This window comes from Starkeya sp. ORNL1, from assembly GCF_012971745.1.
Lineage (GTDB): Bacteria > Pseudomonadota > Alphaproteobacteria > Rhizobiales > Xanthobacteraceae > Ancylobacter.
This window is the reverse complement of sequence record NZ_CP048834.1, coordinates 4786916-4810575: the sequence shown is the minus strand read 5'-3', so window position 1 is coordinate 4810575 and position 23660 is coordinate 4786916. Positions and strand designations below refer to the sequence as shown.

Sequence of the window (23660 nt, the reverse complement as noted above, 5' to 3'; positions counted from 1 at the left end):
CGGTGAGCGGGACAACACGGGCGCGTGAAACGCGTTCAGGCCGGTTCTCCCGCCGGCGGTGCCGCATCGATGTGCTTGCCGCGATAGATCGCCCAGGGCGTGAAGGGGATGCCGATATTGGCGGCCTTCAATCGGTCGAACACCGCGTAATGCAGATCGCTCTTCACGGTGAGCGCGTAATCGACATTGGCCACCACGCAGCGCAATTCGAACTGCAGCGCGGCGTCGCCGAACTTCATCAGGAACACCCGCGGCGGCGGGCTGCGCAGCACCTGCGGATGGTCGCAGGCACAATCGACCAGCAGGTCGCGCACCTGCTCGGGATCGGCGTCGTAGTGCACATTGACGCTCACGATCACCCGGCCCGTGGTGTTGGCGTGGGTGAAGTTCTTCACCATGCCGGTGATGAGGTCGGAATTCGGGATCAGCACCATGGCGCGATCGAACGTCTCGATCTCGGTGGCGCGCACGCTGATGCGCCGCACATAGCCCTCCTCGCCCTTGACGAGGATCATGTCGCCGACCCGGATCGGCCGCTCGGCCAGCAGGATCAGCCCCGAGACGAAGTTCGAGACGATGGATTGCAGGCCGAAACCGATACCGACCGAGAGCGCACCGGCGACGAGGGCGACATTCTCGAGATTGAGCCCGAGTTGGCCCATGGCAGCAGCAATGACAGCGATGGAGCAGACATAGCCGATGATGGTCGAGATCGAATTCTGCAGGCTGGGATCGAGACGTGTGCGCGGCAGGATCGAGGCTCCCACCCAGCGCTGGATGGTACGGGCGACGACGATCCCGATGATGAGGAAGACGATCGCACTGATGATGTCGGCAAGCGTGACCGTCGAGTTGCCGATGGTGAAGCCGAAGGTGATGCGGCTGACGAGATCGCGCAGGTCCGCCGTCGAAGCGCCCCAGGTTCCGATCACCAGGAACAGCATGAGCAGAACGGCCAGCACCTTGAGCAGGCCGGCCACCAGCACCGCGAGCAGTTCAAGCGTGTTCTTGCCGACGCCCAGTGTCTTCGCGATGTGCCGCGCCCGCGGACCGCTGGCGACATGGTCGATGAAGAACGCGTTGTTCAGTGCGATCAGCACATAGAGCGCGCCTGCCATGACCACCGCGGTCAAGGTGCGGGTCGACAGGAAGCTGGCAAAGCTCACATAGCCGGCGACCAGCGCCGCCAGCGTGCCAACCACCATCAGCCAGATCGGCAAGCGCAGCCACGGCACCGAGCCGGATGCCGCAGCATCGCTCGAAGCCCCGTCCATCGCACCGACGGCGGATCCGGGCACGCCCTCCTTCTCCTCATCGTCGGCGCCCGCGCCGAGCACGCGAATGGCGCGCACGGCGATGAGCACCAGCAGCAGCGACAGCAGCGCGCTGGTCGCCACAGTGAGTTGGACCGGGACCACCAACGCCCGATGCAGTGCCTGGAGAAAGGCGGCGATCGCCAGGACCCACACGCTGGTGACGATGTGGCGATAAAGCACGCGCGCCGTCTCGTCGGAGAGCACCTGCGTGCTGTCGCCACCGGTCGAGAAACCACCGACCCCGACGACGCGACGGCGGGGCGCTCCCGGTGCCAGCGCGGCAAGCGGCAGCGCCCGACCGACAGCAAGGACGATGATGGCGATCAACATGCCCTGCCAGATCTCGTCGATGCGCGGCGGGATAAGATCGAACGCCTTGGCCAGTGTCATCGCCGCAAAGGCGGCGAGCGGTGCGGTGGCCGAACCGACAAGGGCAAGCAGAGTCGACAACCACGCCGCCCGCAGCCGCGACACCGGCTCATCCGGAGGCTCCTGATCGAAGTGCCGCAACGGGCGCAGCAGCACGTTCGCAAGTGCCAATACAAGCGCGATAATGGCGACCATGCCGATGATGACGGCCAGTTGCCCCGGCCACGCCATGCGCGAAGAAGCATAGGCCTGCCAGTCGCCGAGCAGATACGAGATACCCCGCAGCTCCACCGGAATGGCGGCGGCGGCCGACACCCAGAGGCCAGGATCGAGCACGCTGTAGGCACGCGCGAACAGCGTGTCCGTAAACAGCTCCCGCCGCTTGCTGGTGATGCGGTCGGAAATCTGGTCGGTGCGCACTTTCAGGAGCTTGGCCTGCTTGATCAGCCCGTCGAGCTCGGTGGCGCGCGCGTTGAGCTGGTCGCGCTCCTGCGTGACCGAGGCCTCTTCCGGCGGCGCGTCGGCAGCCGGCTTCGCGCCGATCTCCTTGATCCTGTGCTGGAGGTCGGCGAGCCGCGGATCGAGCAGCGCAATCGCCGCGTCGAGATCGGTACGGACCGGCTCGAGCCGAGCACGCAGCTCGTCGAGATCGGTGGAGCGCAGGGTCTCACGCTGCAATCCGCCCTCGACGCCGTCGACGATGGCGCGCTGGCCTTCCAGCTTGTCGCGCACCGCCTGCTGATCGGCGGCGACCGGCGTCTGCGCGGCAAGCGGGCCAGCAGCCACCACCGACACGATAAGCGCGGCGAGCAGGATGAGGAGAGGGGCGAGGAAGCGCAAACGCCGCAGCATGCCGAACGCCGCAGTGGCATCCGGGCGCATCGGCGATGGGGAGGAAGCTCGGCCCGACCGGACCGGCATGCGGGCCAATTCGGCCCGATCAAGCAGCGTCATCATCAACGAATTCCAGATGCCGGCAAAGGCAGGCATCCTGTCTCCGTTCCGAACGCGGCCATGTCAAGGCGACGCCCCAAAGCGACGCCGATGCATTGCGCCTACCGTCGAGGCGGCACTCACACAAAACAGCACTCACACCTGCGCGCCCCGTCGGGACGGAGCGCGCAGCGGTGGATGAGCTATTTCTTCTTGCCGGCGCCCTTGGCAGGCTTGGCAGGCTTGGCAGCCTTGGCTTCCGCCTTTGGCTTGGCTTCCTTTGCGGCAGGCTTCGGCGCCTTCTCAGACGTCTTGGCCGGCGCCTTGGCAGCCGTCTTGGCAGCAGCCTTGGCAGGCTTAGCCGCGGCCGGTGCCTTCGCCGGAGCGGGCGCCTTGGCCGCAGCCGGGGCCTTCGCCGCAGCAGCCTTGGCCGGCTTCGCGGCGGCAGGCTTTGCTGCAGGTTTGGCCGCAGCAGGCTTAGCCACAGCAGGCTTGGCCGCCTTGGGAGCCTTCGCCGGCTTGGCAGCCGCTTCGGTCCCCTTCTTGTCGGCGACCTGCGTCAGGGCAGAAGCCGCCAATTTCCTGATGTCGTCCGGGGAGACGCTGGACGGATCCCTCATCGCCTTTGCAGCAATCTTCGCGACCGCTGCACTCGTGGTTTCACTTTTCGCCATCACAGCCTCCGAATCAAAGCAAACGGCGAGGCATTTAACATCGCGAATCAACGGAAATGCCAAGAAAAAATAGATACTGCCGTCGAAAAGCTTGGGACGGTTAAGTCTTCGTATGAGTTGTGCGGCGCGGCAGAGGCCTTCCACGGCATCGGACGCGGTCGCAATCAACCTATTAACGCATTGATATATAAAGGTTTATAAGTAATCGCAGGATACCGCGACGCGACAATCCGGCGGCCCGGTGCGGGAGCCTCGCGCCTCCACGACAGCTCCGTCATTTTTCACTCGGACGCGGCAAAAACAGCCGACGCGGCATCGTCGAAGCGGCGCGCGCTGCTGCACCGACGCCACGCGCGGCCTCCCGCGCCCAGGTGAAGGGCGTCGCCGCCCTTGGCTGCAAGCTGCCGATCACCTCGTCAGCATCGTTCGTCAGTTGCACATCGCGCTCGATCGCCATGCGCTTCATGCGCCCGTTACTGGCGAGGAACATGAGCTGCAGATCCTCGAAGCCGTGCGCCCGCGCATAGGCGATGATGCGGTCCATCAGGCTGGAACCGATGCCGCGCCCCTGCCACGGGCGCTCGACGCTGAACGCGATCTCGGCGCCGCGCGGGCGCCCCGCACGAACCGGGAGCGGGTGCAGTTCGGCGACGCCGCGCAGTTCGCCATCGGCAAAATATCCGAGCACGACGGCACGCTCGTCGGCAACGCGCGCAGCGTGACGGCGCACGGCGGAGTCTGTGACATAGCCCGCAAAGCGCATGAAGCGGCTGAGCGGATCGAGCCGCAGCAGATGGGCGGCGTAATCCGCATTCTCGCTCGGCAGCAGGAGACGAATGCTCTCCTCCGCGGGCAGCGCGAACTCATCCCGGTCCTGTTCCATCTGCGTCATCGGTGGCCCAACATCCACGCCGCTTTGTTGCGACGCAACATAACTGGGTTCTCAACGTTCCCCAGGCAAGTTTTGCCAAGCGCATGGGACGCATGCGGAAAGCAGGATACAGCAGTCTCGACGATGACGCGCGCCCCGAGAGGCTGACGACTTAATCCGTTGAAGGCGCCACCTTTCCACCCTCATCCCCGGACTTGATCCGGGGATCGAGACTTCGACCGGATGCATGAGGATGGGCTGGATCCCCGTATCAAGTCCGGGGATGAGGGCCGATTGGAGTTTTCGGTCAGGCCTCGCGGGCTCAGCGGCTGGCGCTGAGCGGCTGGGTGCGCGCGGCGGTCTCGTTGATGGCCTTGCGCAGCGCGCCCTCGGCAGTCACGCCGAAATTATAGTGGGTCATCGAGAACGGCCCGGGTGTGCCGGGATGCGCCGAGCGGAAGCCGACATAGACGCCGGCGAAGGCGCCATTCTCGGTGAGCAAGGCGGCGCCCGATGTGCCGCCCTCGGCATCGCAGTCGATCGCGATCTCGCGCACGCCGCTGGGGCTGCCACCCGTCACCTTGCGAGCCGTGCACATTTCGAGCGAGTGGTTCTCCACCCCGCCCGAGCGGGCCGCCGCGGCGAGCACGATGGTGGACGGCACCGCGATCGGGCCGGCGAGCGGATAGGGCCGCACCCCGGCCACCGGACGCTCCAGCGGTGCCACCGCCCAGTCGCGGACGGCCGGATTGGCATAGGGCTCGGTCGCGCCGCAGATCACCTGCTGGGTGAGGATCGCCATCACCTGATGGCGGCCGCCGACCACGATGTCGAAAGTGCAGCTGCCGGCCCCGCCGCGGGACTGGCCGCCGGGCTCGAACAGCACGTGGGATGCCGTCACCAGCACGCCGGACGAGCCGACCAGCTGGCCGGTGCCGACCGCGCCGCCGCAGCGTACGACGCCGGTGGCACCATAGCGCGCGGCCACCACGGTCGGCGGCAGATGATGGAAAGCGGCATACTCGCTGGGGCTCAATCGGTCGTCCCGGTCGATCAGGATCGCCGACGGCGAGAGCGAGGAAGAGGTGCCAGCCCGGGGCCGCGATTGCGACTGTGACTGCGGATCGAAAGCCAACGCCGGAAGGGCCGTCGACGCCAGAACAAGGCCTACGCAGAGCGCACGGCGGGAGCCGCCCGCAACAAGCCGATTGGACGACGTCATCATGCCACGCCCGGTTGAGGAGAAAAGAACGTTGCGGGGGCAAAATGTCGCCGTCAAGTCCGGAAAGCGGCAGCGAGGTGATCACTTCAGCGTCACGACCGCGCGGACCCTGCGGAGCCTATATCAGCGCGCTCAGGTGTCGACACGCTTGCGAGAGCGCCTCGCCGACGCTAAGCGTGCACCGCAATATGGAGGCAGGCCGTTATGGAGCTTGTGGCGGAAGCCGGCGGCTCGGTGCTCGCTGCGCGCTATGTCGCGCGCATGGCAGCCGGCGACATCGTGCCCGATCCGGGGCAGGCCAAGGTGGTGGCTGCGCTTTCGCAGCTGGAGCAGCGCCTCGCCATTCGCCGTCTCGCCCGCAAGACCTCGGCGCTCGGCTGGCTGTTCGCCCGCCGCGACGACGCCATCCCGAAAGTCCGCGGCCTCTACATCCACGGCGCGGTCGGCCGCGGCAAGACCATGCTGGTCGACCTGTTCTTTGAATCCGTAGCGGTGAGGAAGCGCAAGCGCCGCGCCCATTTCCACGAATTCATGGCCGACGTGCACCAGCGCATCTTCACCGTGCGCAACGACATGAAGCAGGGCCGCATCAAGGATGGCGACCCCATCGCCATCGTCGCGAACGCCCTGAACGAGCAGGCCTGGCTGCTGTGCTTCGACGAGTTCCACGTCACCGACATCGCCGACGCCATGATCCTCGGCCGGCTGTTCGAAAAGCTGTTCGAGCTCGGCGTCGTGGTGGTCGCGACTTCGAACGTGGCGCCGGAGGACCTCTATAAAGGCGGCCTCAACCGCGCGCTGTTCCTGCCCTTCATCGCCATGCTGGAAAAGCACATGGAGGTGGTGCGGATCGAGTCCCCGACCGACTACCGCATGGAGAAGCTCGACGGCGTGCGCAGCTGGTACGTGCCGAACGGCCACGAGGACCAGGCCGATATCGACCGCACCGTCGACAAGGTCTGGCGCCGCGTCGCCGGGCAGGATGGCGGCGCGCCGACTAGCATCGAATCCGGCGGCCGGCGGATCCGCGTGCCGCTGGCCGGCGCCGGCGCCGCGCGCTTCTCCTTTGCCGACCTCTGCGAGGCCCCGCTCGGTGCCTCGGACTATCTGCGCCTCGCCCGCAGCTTCCACACGCTGGTCATCGAGCACATACCGGTGATGGAGCAGGACCGGCGCAACGAGGCGAAGCGCTTCATCACTTTGATCGACGAGCTCTACGACAAGGGCGTGAAGCTGGTGGCTTCCGCCGCCGAGGAGCCGGAGCGCCTCTATATCGGCACAGAAGGGGCAGAAGCCTTCGAGTGGGCGCGCACCGTCTCGCGCCTGCACGACATGCGTTCGAGTGACTATATCGCTCGGCCGCACGGACGCGGCGACAGCGAGGCGAGCGGCGATACCACCGGGCTGGTCGAGACCTGACCGCCCAGAGCCCTTTCCGTTCGGATGGAACCATCCGAACGACAAGAAAGTGCTCTAGATTCAAAACACTGGAGCATGTTCTCGTCGCAAAAGTCATTCACTTTTGCGGAACATGCTCTAGCCGGGCAAGGTGAAGGCGATGAAGCAAGGCCCCAATTCCAAGCGCGAACACGTCCACGTCTGCGCGCTCACCGGCCGGCAGGTCACCGATCATGACGGCATGCGGCTCGACATGGTGCGCCCCGGGCTCGCCAGGAGCATTCGTGCCGCCCATCCCGGCATTGCCGACGACGCCTTCATCTCGCGCGAAGCGCTGGCGCAGGAGCGCGCCCGCTATATGACCGAGACGCTCCAGGCCGAACGCGGCGACCTGACCCAGATCGAGCGCGACGTCATCGAGAGCCTCGCCGCCAATGCGACCATCTCGGAGAATGTCGAGGCGGAGATCGACGAACGCCGCAGCTTCGGCGAGCGCGCCTCCGACCTGATCGCCAGCTTCGGCGGCAGCTGGACCTTCATCATCTCCTTCATGGTCTTCATCCTCATCTGGATGGCGCTGAACGTCTGGGTCGCCGCCGCCGGCAACTTCGACCCCTACCCTTTCATCCTCCTGAACCTGGTGCTGTCATGCGTCGCTGCGCTCCAGGCGCCGGTCATCATGATGAGCCAGAAGCGGCAGGAGGCGAAGGATCGGCTGCGCTCGGAGAACGACTACAAGGTCAATCTCAAGGCCGAACTGGAGATCCGTCATCTCCATGAGAAGATCGATCATATACTTACACGGCAATGGGAGCGGCTGGCGGAAATCCAGTCGATCCAGATCGAGCTGATGGAAGATCTGGCACGCCGCCGGAGCTGAAATCGGCTGGGCCCGCGAATGGTATTTCGTATACCAATACATTCACGGAAAGTCGCAGTCTCAATCGCTTAGCATTGCCTGTCTTTGCTTGAACCATCTGGCGAGACGGGCTATCGGAAGCCGGCGCGGCGGTCCGCCGCACCTCTCCCAGCCAGCCCGGAACGCAAGCCCGGAACGAAGGATCAGGAACACTCATGGCTCGAGCAAAGATTGCACTGATCGGAGCCGGTCAGATCGGCGGCACCCTCGCCCTGCTCGCGGGTCTGAAGGAACTCGGCGACGTCGTGCTGTTCGACGTGGTGGAAGGCGTGCCGCAGGGCAAGAGCCTGGACATCGCCGAAGCCTCCCCCGTGCTCGGCTTCGATGCCAAGTTCGCCGGTACCAACAGCTATGAGTCGATCGAAGGCGCCGACGTCGTCATCGTCACCGCCGGCGTGCCGCGCAAGCCCGGCATGAGCCGCTCCGACCTGCTCGGCATCAATCTCAAGGTCATGGAACAGGTCGGCGCCGGCATCCGCAAATATGCGCCGGACGCCTTCGTGATCTGCATCACCAATCCGCTCGACGCCATGGTCTGGGCGCTGCAGAAGGCCTCCGGCCTGCCCACCCAGAAGGTGGTCGGCATGGCCGGCGTGCTGGATTCGGCGCGCTTCCGCTATTTCCTCGCCGACGAGTTCGACGTCTCGGTCGAGGACGTGATCGCCTTCGTGCTCGGCGGCCATGGCGACGACATGGTGCCGCTGGTGTCTTATTCCGGCGTCGCCGGCATCCCGCTGCCCGACCTCATCAAGATGAAGTGGACCACGCAGGAGCGCGTCGACGCCATCGTCGAGCGCACCCGCAAGGGCGGCGGCGAGATCGTCAACCTGCTCAAGACCGGTTCGGCCTTCTATGCCCCGGCCGCCTCGGCGATCGAGATGGCGACCTCCTATCTGCGCGACAAGAAGCGCCTGCTGCCGGCAGCCGCGCATTTGTCGGGCGAATATGGCGTGAAGGATCTCTATCTCGGCGTGCCGGTGATCATCGGCGCCAAGGGGGTCGAGCGTATCGTCGAGATCGAGCTCGACAAGTCCGAGCGCGTGATGCTCGACAAGTCGATCGCCTCGGTCCAGGAGCTGGTCTCCGAGTGTCAGAAGATCGCGCCCGACCTCGGCGCGTGAGGGGAGGCGTGGAGCGCGCGGATTAACGAAGCGGAAACCTTGCCGGCAATGCAGTGCCGGTAACGGTTGAGCCATTGATCCGCACGAGCCAAGGATATCGGCCCTTCCGGCGCCTGCGCCGGAAGGCAAGGCGCTGTGGAGTGCGACAGTACCGTTCCGGTGGTGCCGTTCTTGCTTCGTAGCGGAACGATCGACATTTCTGCAATTCTGCGCCGCGTTCTCGCGGCTTTCATGAAGTGAACACGAGACCTAGATAGACGCTGGTACGAGCTTCGCCCCAACCTCGGGGTGCCGGACCGTCGGCTGCATCCGCCCCGCAGCCGGCGACGGCTCGGAAGCGCCTCCACCGGACCGGGAAGCGGTCCTTAGGGAGCACGATATGTCGCGCGCGGACGTGAACGAGACTTTCCTGAACACCTCCTTCCTCTACGGCGCCAATGCCGCCTGGATCGAAGACCTCTATGCCCGCTACGAGATCGATCCATCGTCGGTCGACGCGGAATGGCAGGCCTTCTTCGGTGCGCTGAAGGACAACGCCGCCGACGTCACCAAGAGCGCCCGCGGCGCCTCCTGGAAGAATGAAGGCTGGCCGATCCATGCCAATGGCGAGCTGGTCTCGGCCATGGACGGGCACTGGATCGAGGTCGAGAAGGCGCTCAAGGACAAGGTCCAGGCCAAGGCACAGAAGACCGGCGTCGAGATCTCTTCCGCCGACGTGCAGCAGGCGACGCGCGATTCCGTCAAGGCGCTGATGATGATCCGCGCCTACCGCATGCGCGGCCATTTCCACGCCAAGCTCGACCCGCTCGGTCTCGAGCCGGTGCGCTCGGCGCCCGAGCTCGACCCCGTCTCCTATGGCTTCCGCGAAGCCGACCTCGACCGGCCGATCTTCATCGACCATGTGCTCGGGCTGGAATTTGCTACCGTCCGGCAGATGGTGGCGATCCTGCGCCGCACCTATTGCGAGACGCTCGGCGTCGAGTTCATGCACATCTCCGCACCCGAGGAGAAGGCCTGGATCCAGGAGCGCATCGAGGGGCCGGACAAGGAGATCTCCTTCACCCGCGAGGGCAAGCGCGCCATCCTCAACAAGCTGGTTGAGGCCGAGGGCTTCGAGAAGTTCCTCGATGTCCGCTACACCGGCACCAAGCGCTTCGGCCTCGACGGCGGCGAGAGCCTGATCCCCGCGCTCGAGCAGATCATCAAGCGCGGCGGCAATCTCGGCGTGCAGGAGATCGTGCTGGGCATGGCCCATCGCGGCCGCCTCAATGTGCTGACCCAGGTGATGGGCAAGCCGCACCGCGCCATCTTCCACGAGTTCAAGGGCGGCTCCTGGGCGCCCGACGAAGTCGAGGGCTCCGGCGACGTGAAGTACCATCTCGGTGCTTCCTCGGACCGCGAGTTCGACGGCAACCAGGTGCATCTGTCGCTCACGGCCAACCCGTCGCACCTCGAGATCGTCAATCCCGTGGTGCTCGGCAAGGTGCGCGCCAAGCAGGACCTCATCGGCGACATCGACCGCACCCAGGTGATGCCGCTGCTGCTGCACGGCGACGCCGCCTTCGCCGGCCAGGGCGTGGTGGCGGAATGCTTCGGCCTGTCCGGGCTGAAGGGCCATCGCACCGGCGGCTCGCTGCATTTCATCATCAACAACCAGATCGGCTTCACCACCAACCCGCGCTTCTCGCGCTCCTCGCCGTATCCGTCGGACGTCGCCAAGATCATCGAGGCGCCGATCTTCCACGTGAACGGCGACGACCCCGAGGCGGTGACATTCGCGGCGAAGATCGCCACCGAGTTCCGCCAGCGCTTCCGTAAGCCGGTCGTCATCGACATGTTCTGCTACCGGCGCTTCGGCCACAATGAGGGCGACGAGCCGGCCTTCACCCAGCCGCTGATGTACAAGATCATCCGGCAGCATCCGTCGACGCTGGAGATCTATTCGAAGAAGCTGCAGGACGAAGGCGTCGTCGATGCCGCCGAGTTCGAGCAGATGAAGGCCGACTGGCGCGCCAAGCTCGACGCCGAGTACGAGTCCGGCCAGGCCTACAAGCCGAACAAGGCGGACTGGCTCGATGGCCGCTGGGCCGGCCTGAAGACCGCCGAGGACGAGGACGATCCGCGCCGCCGCGGCGACACCGGCGTCGATCTCGGTATGCTGCGCGACATCGGCAAGAAGATCACCACCCCGCCGGAGGGCTTCCACCTCCACCGCACCATCCAGCGCTTCCTCGACGCCCGCGCCAAGTCGATCGAGGACGGCGCCGGCATCGACTGGTCGACCGGCGAGGCTTTGGCCTATTGCTCGCTGCTGCTGGAAGGCCACCCGGTGCGCCTCTCCGGCCAGGATTCCGAGCGCGGCACCTTCACCCAGCGCCATTCGGTGCTGACCGACCAGGAAACCGAGGAGCGCTTCACCCCCTTCAACTATCTGAAGGAGGGCCAGGCGCGCTACGAGGTCATCAATTCGATGCTCTCGGAAGAGGCCGTGCTCGGCTTCGAGTATGGCTATTCGCTCTCCGAGCCGAATGCGCTGACGCTGTGGGAGGCCCAGTTCGGCGACTTCGCCAACGGCGCGCAGGTCATCTTCGACCAGTTCCTGTCGTCCGGCGAACGCAAGTGGCTGCGCATGTCCGGCCTCGTCTGCCTGCTGCCGCACGGCTATGAGGGCCAGGGGCCGGAGCACTCTTCCGCGCGCCTCGAGCGCTTCCTGCAGATGTGCGCCGAAGACAATATGCAGGTCGCCAACTGCTCGACCCCGGCGAACCTGTTCCACATCCTTCGCCGGCAATTGAAGCGTGACTTCCGCAAGCCGCTGATCCTGATGACGCCGAAGAGCCTGCTGCGCCACAAGCGCGCCGTCTCGACGCTGGCTGAGATGGGTCCCGGCACCTCGTTCCATCGCCTGCTTTGGGACGATGCCGAGAAGCGCAATGGCGAGCGCGCCGCCGAGGCGATCACGCTCAAGCCCGACGCCGAGATCCGCCGCGTCGTGCTGTGCACCGGCAAGGTCTATTACGACCTGTTCGAGGAGCGCGAGCGTCGCGGCACCGACGACATCTATCTGATGCGCGTCGAGCAGCTCTTCCCCTTCCCGCTGAAATCGATGGTGCAGGAGCTCTCGCGCTTCAAGCAGGCCGAGATCGTCTGGTGCCAGGAAGAGCCGAAGAACCAGGGTGCCTGGGCCTTCATCCAGCCCTATCTCGAATGGGTGCTGGAACAGACCGGTTCGCCCACGCCGCGTCCGCGCTATGCCGGTCGCCCGGCCTCTGCGGCGACCGCGACGGGTCTCATGTCCAAGCATCTGGCGCAGCTCAAGGCGTTCCTCCAGGACGCCCTCGGATAAATACTGTACGGGGCGCCCGGCGCCCGCAAAATGAGGACGGAAGAGCATGGGCACCGAGATCCGCGTTCCGACGCTGGGCGAATCGGTCACGGAAGCGACCATCGGCAAATGGTTCAAGAAGGCGGGCGACAGCGTCACCGCCGACGAGCCGATCGTCGAACTCGAGACCGACAAGGTCACGATCGAGGTGCCGGCACCCGCCGCCGGCGTGCTCTCCGAAATCCTGGTGAAGGACGGCGAGACGGTGGGCGTCGGTGCGCTGCTCGGCTCGATCGGCGAAGGCGGCGCGGCAGCCAAGGCTGCGCCGGCTGCCGCCGCTCCGGCACCCGCCAAGACTGAAGCACCGAAGGCTGAAGCTCCCAAGGCCGAGGCTCTCAAGCCCGCACCCGCCGCGCCGGCCGGCGCCAACGGCCCGGCGGTGGCCAAGCTCGCCGCCGAGAGCGGTGTCGATCCCGCGACGCTTGCCGGCTCCGGCAAGGAAGGCCGCGTCACCAAGGGCGACATGCTCGCGGCTATCGCCGCCGGTGTGACCGCGCCCGCTCCGGCGGCCCAGGCGCCTGCGCCGGCTCCGGTGGTCGCCCGCGCGCCGTCGAGCGTCGAGGACGTCCCGCGCGAAGAGCGCGTGAAGATGACCAAGCTGCGCCAGACCATCGCCCGCCGCCTGAAGGACGCGCAGAACAGCGCCGCCATGCTGACGACGTTCAACGACGTCGACATGAGCGCGGTGATGAATCTGCGCGCGCAGTACAAGGACGTGTTCGAGAAGAAGCATGGCGTGAAGCTGGGCTTCATGGGCTTCTTCACCAAGGCGGTCATCCAGGCGCTGAAGGATGTGCCGGAGGTGAATGCCGAGATCGACGGGCAGGACCTCGTCTACAAGAACTATTACCACATCGGCATCGCGGTCGGCACCGACAAGGGCCTGGTGGTTCCTGTAGTGCGTGACGCCGACCAGCTCTCCATTGCCGGCGTGGAGAAGGCCATTGCCGGCCTCGGCCGCAAGGCGCGCGACGGCAAGCTCGGCATCGAGGACCTGCAGGGCGGCACCTTCACCATCACCAATGGCGGCATCTACGGCTCGCTGATGTCGACGCCGATCCTCAACGCCCCGCAGTCCGGCATTCTCGGCATGCACCGCATCGAGGAGCGCCCGGTCGTGGTGAAGGGCCAGATCTTGGCGCGGCCGATGATGTACCTCGCGCTGAGCTACGACCACCGCATCGTCGACGGCAAGGGCGCCGTCACCTTCCTCGTGCGGGTGAAGGAAGCGCTGGAAGATCCGACCCGGCTGGTGCTGGATCTCTGATCCGAAGCCTCCTTCGAGCAACATCCAATTCCAAACCACCGTCATCCCCGGCCTTGTGCCGGGGATCTCGATTCAAGGGCGGTGCATCCTGAATCGAGATGGCCGGCACAAGGCCGGCCATGACGTCGCGCTGATGAAGCCGCCGCGGTCACCCGACCGCGGCGGCTTTGTCTTACGGGTGGATGACCATCAGCGTGAAGGGATGGACATAGGCCTGCAGCATCACCAGCCCGCCGACCAGCGAGGCCAGCACGATGGAGTGCCAGAACACGAAGCGCAGGATGGTGCCTTCATGGCCGAACCAGTTGGTGGCGGTGGAGGCAACAACGATCGATTGGGCGTCGATCATCTTGCCCATCACGCCACCGGACGAGTTCGCCGCGCCCATCAGGATGGGCGACAGGCCGAGCTGCTCGGAGGTGATCTTCTGCAGGCCGCCGAACAGCACGTTGGAGGCGGTGTCCGAACCGGTCAGCGCCACGCCGAGCCAGCCGAGCAGCGTGCCGAAGAAGGGGTAGAGCACACCGGTCGCGGCGAAGGCGAGGCCGAGCGTGGCATCGAGGCCGGAAAAGCGGGTCAGCGTGCCGATGGCGAGCATCGCCGCGATGGTGAGCAGCGAATAGCGCAGGATCCAGATGGTCTTGCCGTATTCCTGGATCAGTCGCCACGGCGAGAAGCGGATCACCGCGCCATAGATCAACGCCGCCAGCAGCATGGCGGTGCCGGTGTAGGACAGGTAGGTGAAGGCGAACACCGCGCTCTCGGTCGCCGGCTTGGCCACCACCGGCGGCACCTTCTGCACCATGTTATGCAGGCCGTCGACGACATAGTTCCAGGTGAAGATCGGGTTCACCAGGGCCTTAAACCAGCCCGAGCCCCAGATCAGCAGCATGACGCAGACGATGATCCAGGGCAGCATCGCGCTCCACACCTGCTCGCGCTCCGGCATGACCGCCGGCTCGGTGGAGACCGGGGGCATGGTGGCGGCGGATTCATCACGGGTACGCAGCGCCGGCGAGAGCCAGAGCGTCTTGGGCTGCCACACCCGGAGGAAGCCGATCAGTGCCGCCATCGAGATCAGCGAGGCGCCGATATCGACGATCCACGGATTGATGAAGTTCGAGATGACATATTGCGGGATCGCGAAGCTGAGCGCGCAGACCAGGATGGCCGGCCACACCGCCAGCATGCCGCGCCACCCGGCGAAGGCGCACACCACCCAGAATGGCACGATCAACGAGAAGAACGGCAATTGCCGCCCGACCATGGCGCCGAGCAGATAGGGATCGAGCCCGGTAACGCTGGCGAGCCCGGCGATCGGGGTGCCCAGCGCGCCATAGGCGACCGGCGCGGTATTGGCGATGAGCGAGAGCCCCGAGGCGGCGAGCGGCGAGAAGCCGAGCCCCATCAATATGGCACCGGTGACCGCCACCGGCGTGCCGAATCCGGAGGCGCCCTCGAAGAAGGCGCCGAACGAAAAGGCGATCAAGAGCAGTTGCAACCGCCGGTCGGGGGTCACCCCGCCAATGGCCTGCTCGAGAATCTTGAATCGCCCCGTCGCCACGGTGAGTCGATAGAGGAAGATGACGTTGAGGACGATCCATCCGATCGGGAACATGCCGGTCACGATGCCCAGCACAGCGGCACGGATGGCGAGACCTGCCGGCATGGTGAACACCACCACCGAGACCAGGATAGCAATGATGAGGGCGATGACCGCCGCCAGATGCGCCTTGACCTTGCCTGAGGCGATCAATACGAGAAGCGTTACCACCGGTATTGCTGCAGCAATGGTCGATAATACCATGCTGTCGAACGGATTATAGATCTGACTCCACATTGCGGTTCCTTCCCTTTGGTAATCTATATTGTTGGTGTTTACTTAAGGGTGACCGGCATTTACCAAGTTGCAACGTAGACCAAAGTCGATAAACCTTACGCTGCGTCAGTCAGAGCAAAAATCAGGGTTGTGCCAGGGGTGAAATCGCCGCCCTGCCCCGCGCTCTACGCGCGTGACTCTGCGTGACCCGCCATGTAGGTTTCGCGCCGCAATCCGGCCTTCCCGCCCCACCTCGCCGCGCGTACCGCCTTTGAGATCGCGTCGCGCGGGAAACTCACGAGAAATGAGCATGTCCTACGATCTGATCGTCATCGGAACCGGTCCGGGCGGTTATGTGTGCGCCATCCGTGCGGCGCAGCTCGGGCTCAAGGTTGCGGTGATTGAGAAGCGCGCGACCTTTGGCGGCACATGCCTGAACATCGGCTGCATCCCCTCCAAGTCGCTGCTGCACGCCACCGAGCTGTTCGAGGAAGCCGCGCATTCCTTTGCCGGCATGGGGATCGGCGTCGATGCGCCGAAGCTCGATCTCAAGGCGATGATGGCGTTCAAGGACAAGGGCGTCGAAGGCAATACCAAGGGCGTCGAGTTCCTCATCAAGAAGAACAAGATCGATCCGTATCGCGGCACCGGCACCATCACCGCGCCCGGCAAGGTCGTGGTCACTGCTGATGATGGCACCAAGCAGGCGCTGGAGACCAAGGCGATCGTCATCGCCACTGGATCCGACGTGGCGAAGCTGCCCGGCATCGATATCGATGAGACCCGCGTGGTCTCTTCCACCGGCGCGCTGACGCTTGAGAAAGTGCCCGGCAAGCTGCTGGTGGTCGGCGCCGGCGTGATCGGGCTGGAGCTCGGCAGCGTGTGGCGCCGCCTCGGCGCCGAGGTGACGGTGGTCGAGTTCCTCGACCGCATATTGCCCGGCATGGACCTCGATGTTGCGAAGTCGTTCCAGCGCATCCTGCAGAAGCAGGGCTTCGCCTTCAAGCTGAGCTCCAAGGTCACCGGTGTCGACACCTCCGGCGCGACGCTGAAGGTCTCGGTCGAGCCCGCCGCCGGCGGTGCCACGGAGACGCTGGAAGCCGACGTGGTGCTGGTCGCCATCGGCCGCGTGCCCTTCACCGAGGGGCTGGGGCTGGAGGCACTCGGCGTTGAGAAGGACAAGCGCGGCCGCGTCGTTACCGATGTGCACTACCGCACCAATGTGCCCGGCGTGTTCGCCATCGGCGACGCCATTGCCGGACCGATGCTGGCACACAAGGCCGAGGACGAAGGCATCGCCATCGCCGAGCTGCTGGCGGGCCAGGCCGGCCATGTGAATTATGGCGTGATCCCCTCGGTGGTCTACACCTCGCCGGAAGTGGCGCAGGTCGGGCAGACCGAGGAGGAACTGAAGGCCGAAGGCATCGCCTACAAGGTCGGCAAGTTCCCCTTCCTCGCCAATGGCCGCGCCAAGGCCAACAACCAGACCGAGGGCTTCGTGAAGGTGCTGGCGGATGCCACTACCGACAAGGTGCTCGGCGTCCACATCGTCGGCGTCGAGGCCGGCGAGATGATCCACGAGGCGGCGGTGCTGATGGAGTTCGGCGGCTCGTCCGAGGATCTCGCCCGCACCTGCCACGCCCACCCGACCCGCTCGGAAGCGGTGAAGGAAGCCGCCATGGCGGTGGAGAAGCGCGCCATCCACATGTGACGCGCCGTCCTATCGGCAAGAAACAGAACGGCCCGGCACTCGGTGCCGGGCCGCTTCATTTGTGGGTCCAATCGAAAGAGAGGGGAGTGGTCAGGTCCCCTTGGTGTCCGTCGTCGTGGTCGGCGTCGAGGAGGCGTGGCCGGGGCAATCGGCAAACGCGGCGCTGCCGACGGCGACGGTCAAGGACAGTGCGCAGAGGGCAGTGACGAAACGCTTCATGGGTTTGTCTCCTGTCTGACATCGAGCAGTCGCCAGCTTGACCGCGCCACTTCCGCTTGGGAAGCCCAAAGGCCACGCAAATGACCTTGCGGCAGGCAAACACTACCGATCTCACGCAGCCGTGTAGGTCGCCGCCTCGATCCGCCAGCCGTCCGTATCGATCAGGAAGGCGGCATAATACCCTTTGCCATAATGCGGTCGCGGCCCCGGCGCGCCATTGTCCCGTCCGCCATGCGCGAGGCCGGCTTCATGGAAGCGGTGCACGGCTTCGACATCCGGCGCTGCAAAGCAGACATGGAAGCCCGGCGGGCAGATGATCGTCGCGCCGGCGCGCTGCTCCACCCAGAACGGCGCCGCGCCCGGCACGCCTTCCGGCGCCGGGATCTCGCCCGGCGGACCCCAGCAGGCCGAAGGGCCACCCGGCTCATTGAATTCCAGCACGCGCACCAGCCCGAGCGGCGCCAGCACCGCATCATAGAAGCGGATGGCGCGGCCGATATCGACGACGCCGATCGACATATGCTCGATGACCGGACGGACGGCCTTCACAGGCGCGCCCGCGGATGCGCCGAGCGCCACGCCGCCATCAAGGCCGCGGAATCCACCGCGGCATAGATCTGCGTCGTCGCCAGCGAGGCATGGCCGAGCAATTCCTGGATCGAGCGCAGGTCGCCGCCGCGCGCCAAGAGATGCGTCGCGAAGGAGTGGCGCAGCGCGTGCGGCGTCGCGCTGTCCGGCAGGCCGAGCGCGCCGCGCATGCGCTCGACCGCCGCCTGCACGATGCGCGGCGAGAGCGGACCGCCCTTGGTGCCGCGGAACAGGGGGCCGTCCGGCGGCAGGTTCCATGGGCTGAGCCGCACATAGTCCGCCACCGCCTCGGCAACGGTGCGCAGCACCGGCACCATGCGGGTCTTGCCGCCCTTCCCCGTCACCACGATCTGGTCGCCGGCGCCCGGCGCCGGCATCTCGCGCATCTTCAATCCGAGCGCCTCGGAGATGCGCAGGCCCGAGCCGTACAGCAGCGCGATCACCGCGGCGTCGCGCGCCAGCACCCAGGGCTCGCGATCCTCGCCCGCCCGCGTCGCCGGATCGGCGAGCGCGCGGGCGTCCTGCACCGAGACCGGGCGCGGCAGGGTCTTGGCCAGCTTCGGCGCCCGGACGGCAGCAAGCGCGCCGACCTTGCCGATCCCCTCGCGCTCGAGGTGCTTGCCGAAGGAGCGGGCGGCGGCGAGGAAGCGCACCAGCGTGCGCGGCTCGATGCCGTCCGCGCGGCGTGCCGCGATCACGGCGCGGACATCGCGCGGATGCAGGCCGGCGAGCGCGGCGAGGTTCGGGGGCCCGCCGAGATGCTGGGTGAGCAGCAGCAGGAAAGTGGTGAGGTCGCGCGCATAGGCGTCGCGGGTCTTGGGCGAGAGCCGCCGCTCATGGGCAAGCTGCGCCAGCCAGCCCTCAATCGCGACGCCGACCTCCGGCACGGCGACGGCGATGAGCGCCTTCTCCGCCCGTGCGGCCTTCTCGGCATCGGTGCTCGCCATTCGCGGTCTCCTTGACAGGGCTGCTATCCTGCCCGCCGATCCTTAAATTTCACCAACCTTCATTGTCATCCCGGAACCGCCGCAGGCGGTATGCGGGATCGCGCAAACATCGGAGAGCAATCCTGGCTCTACGCTGCGCTTCGGCCGGGATGACGATATGAAGGGCACCGAAGTTCGAAGCGAGGCTACCGATTCCCGACATGGAGCTTTTTTCCCCGAGCGAGCGTCAAAGGGACCGCATCGTCGATGTGCTGCTGCCTCTCGCCATCGGCTCGGCCTATTCCTACCGCGTGCCGGAAGCGCTGGAACTGGCGATCGGCGATATCGTCGTGGTGCCGCTCGGCACCAGGCTGATGCTAGGCTGCGTCTGGCCGTCCAATGACGACACGCGCGCCGTCGACCCGGCGAAGCTGAAGGCCATCGTGCGCAAATACGAGGTGGTGCCGCTGCGCCCCGACCTCGTCGCGCTGATCAAATGGATCGCCGACTACACCGTCACCCCGCCCGGCATGGTGCTGCGCCTGGCGCTGCGCCATGACGAGAGCCCCCATGTCGGGCGCGAGCGCACCGGCGTCCGTCTTACCGATAAACGCCCCGAGCGCCTGACCGCCGCGCGCACCCGGCTGATCGAGGCGCTGGCCGATGGGCTCATCCGCGCCAAGGCGGAAGCGGCGCGCGAGGCCGGCGTCTCCGCATCGGTGATCGACGGGCTGGTCGATGACGGCGTGCTGAAAACCGTCGTGCTGCCGCCGGAGCCGGCCGCCGAGACGCCGGACCCGAACCATGCCAGGCCCGACCTTTCACCCGCTCAGGAGCAGGCGGCGGCCGAACTTGTCGCCGCGGTCGAGGCGCGCGCCTTCAAGGTGCATCTGCTCGACGGCGTCACCGGCTCCGGCAAGACCGAGGCCTATTTCGAGGCGGTGTCCGCTGCGATCCGCGCCGGGCGGCAGACGCTGATCCTGATGCCGGAGATCGCGCTGACGCAGGCCTTTCTCGACCGCTTCGCCAAGCGCTTCGGTGTACGCCCGGCGCAATGGCACTCGGCGGTGTCCTCGCCGCGGCGCGGCCGCACCTTTCGCGGCGTGGCGGCGGGCGAAGTCAGCGTCGTCGCCGGCGCCCGCTCGGCGCTGTTCCTGCCCTTCGCCGACCTCGGCCTCGTCATCGTCGATGAGGAGCACGACCCCGCCTACAAGCAGGAAGATGGCGTGCACTATCATGCCCGCGACATGGCGGTGGTGCGGGCGCGGCTCAATGCCTGTCCGGTCATCCTGGCCTCGGCGACGCCCTCGATCGAGACCGAAGTGAATGCCCGGCGCGGCCGCTATGCCCGGCTGCATCTGCCGGAGCGCTTCAGCGGCACGCGGGTGCCGCGGCTGGAGCCGATCGATCTGCGCCGCGAGGGCCCGCCCAAGGGCAAATGGATCGCCCCGCGTCTCGCCGAGGAAATGGGCCGCACCGTCGAGGCCGGCGGCCAGGCGCTGCTGTTCCTCAACCGCCGCGGCTATGCCCCGCTCACCCTGTGCCGCGCCTGCGGCCATCGCATCAAGTGCCCGTCCTGCTCGTCCTGGCTGGTGGAGCACCGCTTCCGCCGCCGGCTCGAATGCCACCAGTGCGGCTATGCCATGCCGGTGCCGGCCGAATGCCCGCATTGCCACGCGCCGGACAGCATGGTGCCGTGCGGCCCGGGCGTGGAGCGCCTTCAGGAGGAGGTGGCGGCGCTGATGCCGGGCGCGCGCACGCAAGTGCTGTCGTCCGATCTCGCCGGCGGCGTCGAGCGGCTGCGCGCCGAACTCGATGCGGTGGCGCGCGGCGAGGTGGATGTCGTCATCGGCACCCAGTTGGTCGCCAAGGGGCACAATTTCCCCGGCCTGGCGCTGGTCGGCGCGGTCGATGCCGATGTCGGATTAGGTTACGGAGACCCCCGCGCGGCGGAGCGCACCTTCCAGCTGCTGCACCAGGTTGCCGGCCGCGCCGGGCGGGCTCATATCGAAGGCCGCGCCTTGCTGCAGACCTATATGCCCGAGCATCCGGTGATGCAGGCGCTGGTCGCCGGCGACCGCGACGCCTTCTATGACCGTGAGATCGCCGCCCGCGAGGAGGCGCTGCTGCCGCCCTTCGGCCGCTTCGCCGCGCTGGTCGTCTCCGGCACCGACGCCCACGCCGTGCAGTCCCACGCGCGTGCGCTGGCGGCTGCCTCGCCGCGTGCGGAAGATGTGCGGGTGCTCGGCCCGGCCGAGGCGCCGCTCGCACTGGTGCGCGGCCGCCACCGCTGGCGGCTGCTGGCACGCACCCCACGCGGCTTCGACCTCTCGGCCTATGTCCGGCAATGGATGGAAAGCGCGCCGAGGGCGCGCGGCAACCTGCGGGTCGACATCGATATCGACCCGCAGAGCTTTCTGTAGACCTCGACCCCATAACGACCGTCATCCCCGGCCTTGTGCCGGGGATGACGATTCCTGACAGTGCATCAGAGGCCGAGATGGCCGGGACAAGCCCGGCCATGACAGCTTGGAGAGCTTACGCCCCAGGCCGGGATGACGTCGTCAAACGGGACGTCACTCCTTCGCGCAGATCAGCACCATCAGCGGTGCCCGGGCGGCGTCGGCCGGCTTCGGCGTGAAGTGCACTTCGCGCTCGTTGACAATGGTCGCTTCGCCCTCGTGCGGGGTGAGATAGGCGTTCACCACCACCTGGTCCGGCTCGCAGCCCATGTGGCAGCCTTCCGGCGAGAAGCATTCGCGCTTGGTGTAGACGCGCACGGTGCCGGGCGCGTCGGCCTTCTCGCCGGCCTCACCCTTCTCGCCAGCCTTGCCCGCCTCACCGGCCGGACCAGCGGCGCCGGCAGCACCCGCAACACCAGCCGGACCCGCGGGGCCTGCCGGACCGGCGACGCCGGCCTCGCCCTTGGGGCCGGCAGGACCGGCCGGGCCAGCGGGGCCGGCAGGACCAGCGGGGCCCGCCGGACCGGCGGCACCCTGCGCGCCGGCGGGACCAGCGGGGCCGGGCGTGGGTTGGCCGCACGAGGCGACGAACAGTGCGGAAGCGAGGACAAGGCTGACGGAAAGCAATTTCATCGGTTTCTTCCCCGGAGCTGAATGGAGCGGATAATTCTTCAATCACCTTCTTGGCCGCTCAGGCGGAACGGAGCGTGCCGTCCGGCGAACCTATCGTCAATGGAAATACCGTCGCTCCAATACATTCACACGACCATTGACGATGGATGTGCGCCGGGCTTATGTGACAGCGTCATGGAACGTGGGAACGCGCACAGCGCGGGCTTCATCATTCGGCGAATTCGCCGCCCGGCCGATCAGTTCGGCCGGGACGATTGAACGCACGCCTGCAGAACGTATTTGCTCTCTCCGCTTTCCGGAATTTCCGCCATGACTGCTGGTCTCCCCCGTCATCGCCTCGTCGTCGAGGCCGATGCCCATCCCAATCTGATGCTCCGCCTGCTGGAGCCCTTCGCCATCCATGAGGTGCTGCCGACCCGCGTGCGCATCGATGGGCCGGCCGACGGCGAGATGAACCCCGCCGCGCTCGGCCATCTGCGCGCCGAGATCGCCTTCACCGCTTCCACCGAGCTTGCCGAGCGGCTATGGGCCCGCATCGACGTGATGGTGCCGGTGCGCACCTCGCATCTGGTATCGACGGCTTCGGCCGGGGCCGCGGCGTAATAACCACGTCATCCTGAGGTGCGAGCGCATGCGAGCCTCGAAGGATATTGAAGCAGAAGACGTTGCACGGGACGGGCATCCTTCGAGGCTCGGGCCTTGCCCGAGCACCTCAGGATGACGTTGTTCCAGTCCGTGCCCTGAGTTCTTGGTAATCTCGTCAAGGAGACAAGATGCTTGCCCAACTCGGCGCCATCGCCCTCATCGTGGCGCCGGTGTTCGGTCTCATCGGTCTCGGCTTCATCGCCAGCGTCTCGGGGCACCTGCGCGAGCGCGCCGCCGACGGCCTGTCCGAGTATGTGTTCGGGCTCGCCGTTCCGGTGCTGATCTTCAAGACGCTGGCCGAGGCGGCGCTGCCCGAAGGCGGCCAGCCCTGGGGCTACTGGATCGCCTATTTCGCCGGCGCCTTCATCGTGTTCGCGCTCGGCATGCTGGCCGCGCAGCGCATCTTCCACCGCACCCACACCGAGGCGGTGATGCACGGCTTCGCCTCCGGCCAGGCCAACACCGTGTTCGTCGGCGTGCCACTGATCCTGCAGGCCTTCGGGCCGGAGGGCGCGGTGCCGCTGTTCCTGCTGATCGCGGTGCATCTGCCGGTGATGATGGTGGTGGCCACCGTCGCCGCCGAGGGTGCCGGCAAGGGCCTCTCCGGCGCCGGCCTGAAGAAGCTCGGCCGCTCGCTGGCCTTCAATCCGATCCTCATCGGCATCTATGCCGGCGGCATCGCCAAGCTCACCGGCTATGTGCCAGGTGGCTTTCTGAAGCAGATCTTCGACATGCTGGCGGCCTCCGCCGTGCCCTGCGCGCTGGTCTCGCTCGGCCTCGCGCTGCACCGCTACCCGATGCGCGGCGACTTCGCGCCGGCCGCCCTCATCACCACGCTGAAGCTGGTGGTGCATCCCGCGCTGGTGTTCGCGCTGGTACAGGTTTTGCCCATGCCGAAAGTGTGGGCCGACGTCGCAGTGGTGTTCGCCGCCATGCCAAGCGGCATCAACGCTTACTTGCTCGCGCAGCGCTACAAGGTCGGGGTCGCGGCCTCCGCCGGCGCGGTGTCGCTCTCCACCGTGGTGAGCCTGTTCACGGTGACGGTGTGGTTTCTGGTGCTGGGGGTAGGTTAGCCATTCCGCCAGTCGTCATCCCGGACGGCCGTAAGGCCGATCCGGGATCGCGCAATCATCGGAGAGCGATCCCGGCTCTACGCTAAGCTTCGGCCGGGATGACACCTAG

Annotated in this window: 18 protein-coding genes; 9 read left to right on the top strand and 9 right to left on the bottom strand. The window is 66.5% G+C overall.

Annotated elements, in window-relative coordinates; genetic code table 11:
- Positions 1-35: 35 nt before the first annotated feature.
- The 4 genes from G3545_RS22720 to G3545_RS22705 form a co-directional block, all read right to left on the bottom strand.
- Positions 36-2675 carry a DUF3772 domain-containing protein gene (locus G3545_RS22720; RefSeq protein WP_246702533.1) on the bottom strand — a complete coding sequence of 880 codons (2640 nt, stop codon included), beginning with the start codon at positions 2673-2675 and terminating at the stop codon, positions 36-38.
- A gap of 146 nt (positions 2676-2821) precedes the next feature.
- Positions 2822-3460, bottom strand: coding sequence for a hypothetical protein (locus tag G3545_RS29520; RefSeq protein WP_206151326.1), 639 nt, complete (start codon positions 3458-3460; stop codon positions 2822-2824).
- 106 nt (positions 3461-3566) lie between these two features.
- A complete protein-coding gene (locus tag G3545_RS22710; RefSeq protein ID WP_170015962.1) occupies positions 3567-4175 on the bottom strand; it encodes a GNAT family N-acetyltransferase in 609 nt (202 codons plus the stop codon).
- A 310-nt stretch (positions 4176-4485) separates the two neighbouring features.
- Positions 4486-5199 carry a serine protease gene (locus G3545_RS22705; RefSeq protein ID WP_246702532.1) on the bottom strand — a complete coding sequence of 238 codons (714 nt, stop codon included), beginning with the start codon at positions 5197-5199 and terminating at the stop codon, positions 4486-4488.
- A gap of 390 nt (positions 5200-5589) precedes the next feature.
- On the opposite strand from G3545_RS22705, the gene zapE reads away from it, so the two are divergent.
- The 5 genes from zapE to odhB all read left to right on the top strand — a co-directional run bounded on the left by zapE (position 5590) and on the right by odhB (position 13475).
- The gene (gene zapE / locus G3545_RS22700; protein ID WP_170015958.1) at positions 5590-6804 is read left to right on the top strand and encodes a cell division protein ZapE; all 1215 of its coding nucleotides are present in this window, start codon (positions 5590-5592) and stop codon (positions 6802-6804) included.
- A 139-nt stretch (positions 6805-6943) separates the two neighbouring features.
- Positions 6944-7663 carry a DUF1003 domain-containing protein gene (locus tag G3545_RS22695; protein WP_170015956.1) on the top strand — a complete coding sequence of 240 codons (720 nt, stop codon included), beginning with the start codon at positions 6944-6946 and terminating at the stop codon, positions 7661-7663.
- Positions 7664-7857: 194 nt separating this feature from the next.
- On the top strand, positions 7858-8823 hold the full coding sequence (gene mdh / locus G3545_RS22690; protein WP_170015954.1) for a malate dehydrogenase: 966 nt from the start codon (positions 7858-7860) through the stop codon (positions 8821-8823).
- A gap of 379 nt (positions 8824-9202) precedes the next feature.
- The gene (locus tag G3545_RS22685) at positions 9203-12169 is read left to right on the top strand and encodes a 2-oxoglutarate dehydrogenase E1 component (protein ID WP_170015951.1); all 2967 of its coding nucleotides are present in this window, start codon (positions 9203-9205) and stop codon (positions 12167-12169) included.
- 46 nt (positions 12170-12215) lie between these two features.
- Entirely contained in the window at positions 12216-13475 is a 1260-nt protein-coding gene (odhB, locus tag G3545_RS22680) for a 2-oxoglutarate dehydrogenase complex dihydrolipoyllysine-residue succinyltransferase (RefSeq protein WP_170015948.1), read from the top strand.
- Between the two features lie 172 nt (positions 13476-13647).
- Here odhB and G3545_RS22675 read toward each other — a convergent pair whose 3' ends face one another.
- Complete coding sequence (locus tag G3545_RS22675) at positions 13648-15315, bottom strand: L-lactate permease (protein WP_170015946.1); 1668 nt, start codon at positions 15313-15315, stop codon at positions 13648-13650.
- Between the two features lie 289 nt (positions 15316-15604).
- Here G3545_RS22675 and lpdA point away from each other — a divergent pair, with 289 nt between their 5' ends.
- Positions 15605-17005 carry a dihydrolipoyl dehydrogenase gene (lpdA, locus tag G3545_RS22670; RefSeq protein ID WP_170015944.1) on the top strand — a complete coding sequence of 467 codons (1401 nt, stop codon included), beginning with the start codon at positions 15605-15607 and terminating at the stop codon, positions 17003-17005.
- Between the two features lie 90 nt (positions 17006-17095).
- Here the strand turns inward: lpdA and G3545_RS29935 are convergent, their stop codons facing one another.
- The 3 genes from G3545_RS29935 to G3545_RS22660 form a co-directional block, all read right to left on the bottom strand.
- On the bottom strand, positions 17096-17224 hold the full coding sequence (locus G3545_RS29935; RefSeq protein WP_281411687.1) for a hypothetical protein: 129 nt from the start codon (positions 17222-17224) through the stop codon (positions 17096-17098).
- A gap of 111 nt (positions 17225-17335) precedes the next feature.
- Positions 17336-17773 carry a VOC family protein gene (locus G3545_RS22665; protein ID WP_246702531.1) on the bottom strand — a complete coding sequence of 146 codons (438 nt, stop codon included), beginning with the start codon at positions 17771-17773 and terminating at the stop codon, positions 17336-17338.
- Positions 17770-18759 (bottom strand): tyrosine recombinase XerC, encoded by a 990-nt coding sequence (locus tag G3545_RS22660; protein WP_170015942.1) that lies wholly within the window; start codon positions 18757-18759, stop codon positions 17770-17772. Before G3545_RS22660 ends, G3545_RS22665 begins: the two co-directional genes overlap by 4 nt.
- Positions 18760-18959: 200 nt before the next feature.
- Here G3545_RS22660 and G3545_RS22655 point away from each other — a divergent pair, with 200 nt between their 5' ends.
- A complete protein-coding gene (locus G3545_RS22655; RefSeq protein WP_170015940.1) occupies positions 18960-21161 on the top strand; it encodes a primosomal protein N' in 2202 nt (733 codons plus the stop codon).
- Between the two features lie 153 nt (positions 21162-21314).
- Here G3545_RS22655 and G3545_RS22650 read toward each other — a convergent pair whose 3' ends face one another.
- Complete coding sequence (locus tag G3545_RS22650; RefSeq protein WP_170015938.1) at positions 21315-21833, bottom strand: hypothetical protein; 519 nt, start codon at positions 21831-21833, stop codon at positions 21315-21317.
- A gap of 309 nt (positions 21834-22142) precedes the next feature.
- Between G3545_RS22650 and G3545_RS22645 the strand changes: the two genes are divergently transcribed.
- Both G3545_RS22645 and G3545_RS22640 read left to right on the top strand, forming a co-directional pair.
- Positions 22143-22436, top strand: a complete 294-nt coding sequence (locus G3545_RS22645) for a hypothetical protein (protein WP_170015936.1) — start codon at positions 22143-22145, stop codon at positions 22434-22436.
- A 170-nt stretch (positions 22437-22606) separates the two neighbouring features.
- On the top strand, positions 22607-23551 hold the full coding sequence (locus G3545_RS22640) for an AEC family transporter (protein WP_170015934.1): 945 nt from the start codon (positions 22607-22609) through the stop codon (positions 23549-23551).
- Positions 23552-23660: the final 109 nt, after the last annotated feature.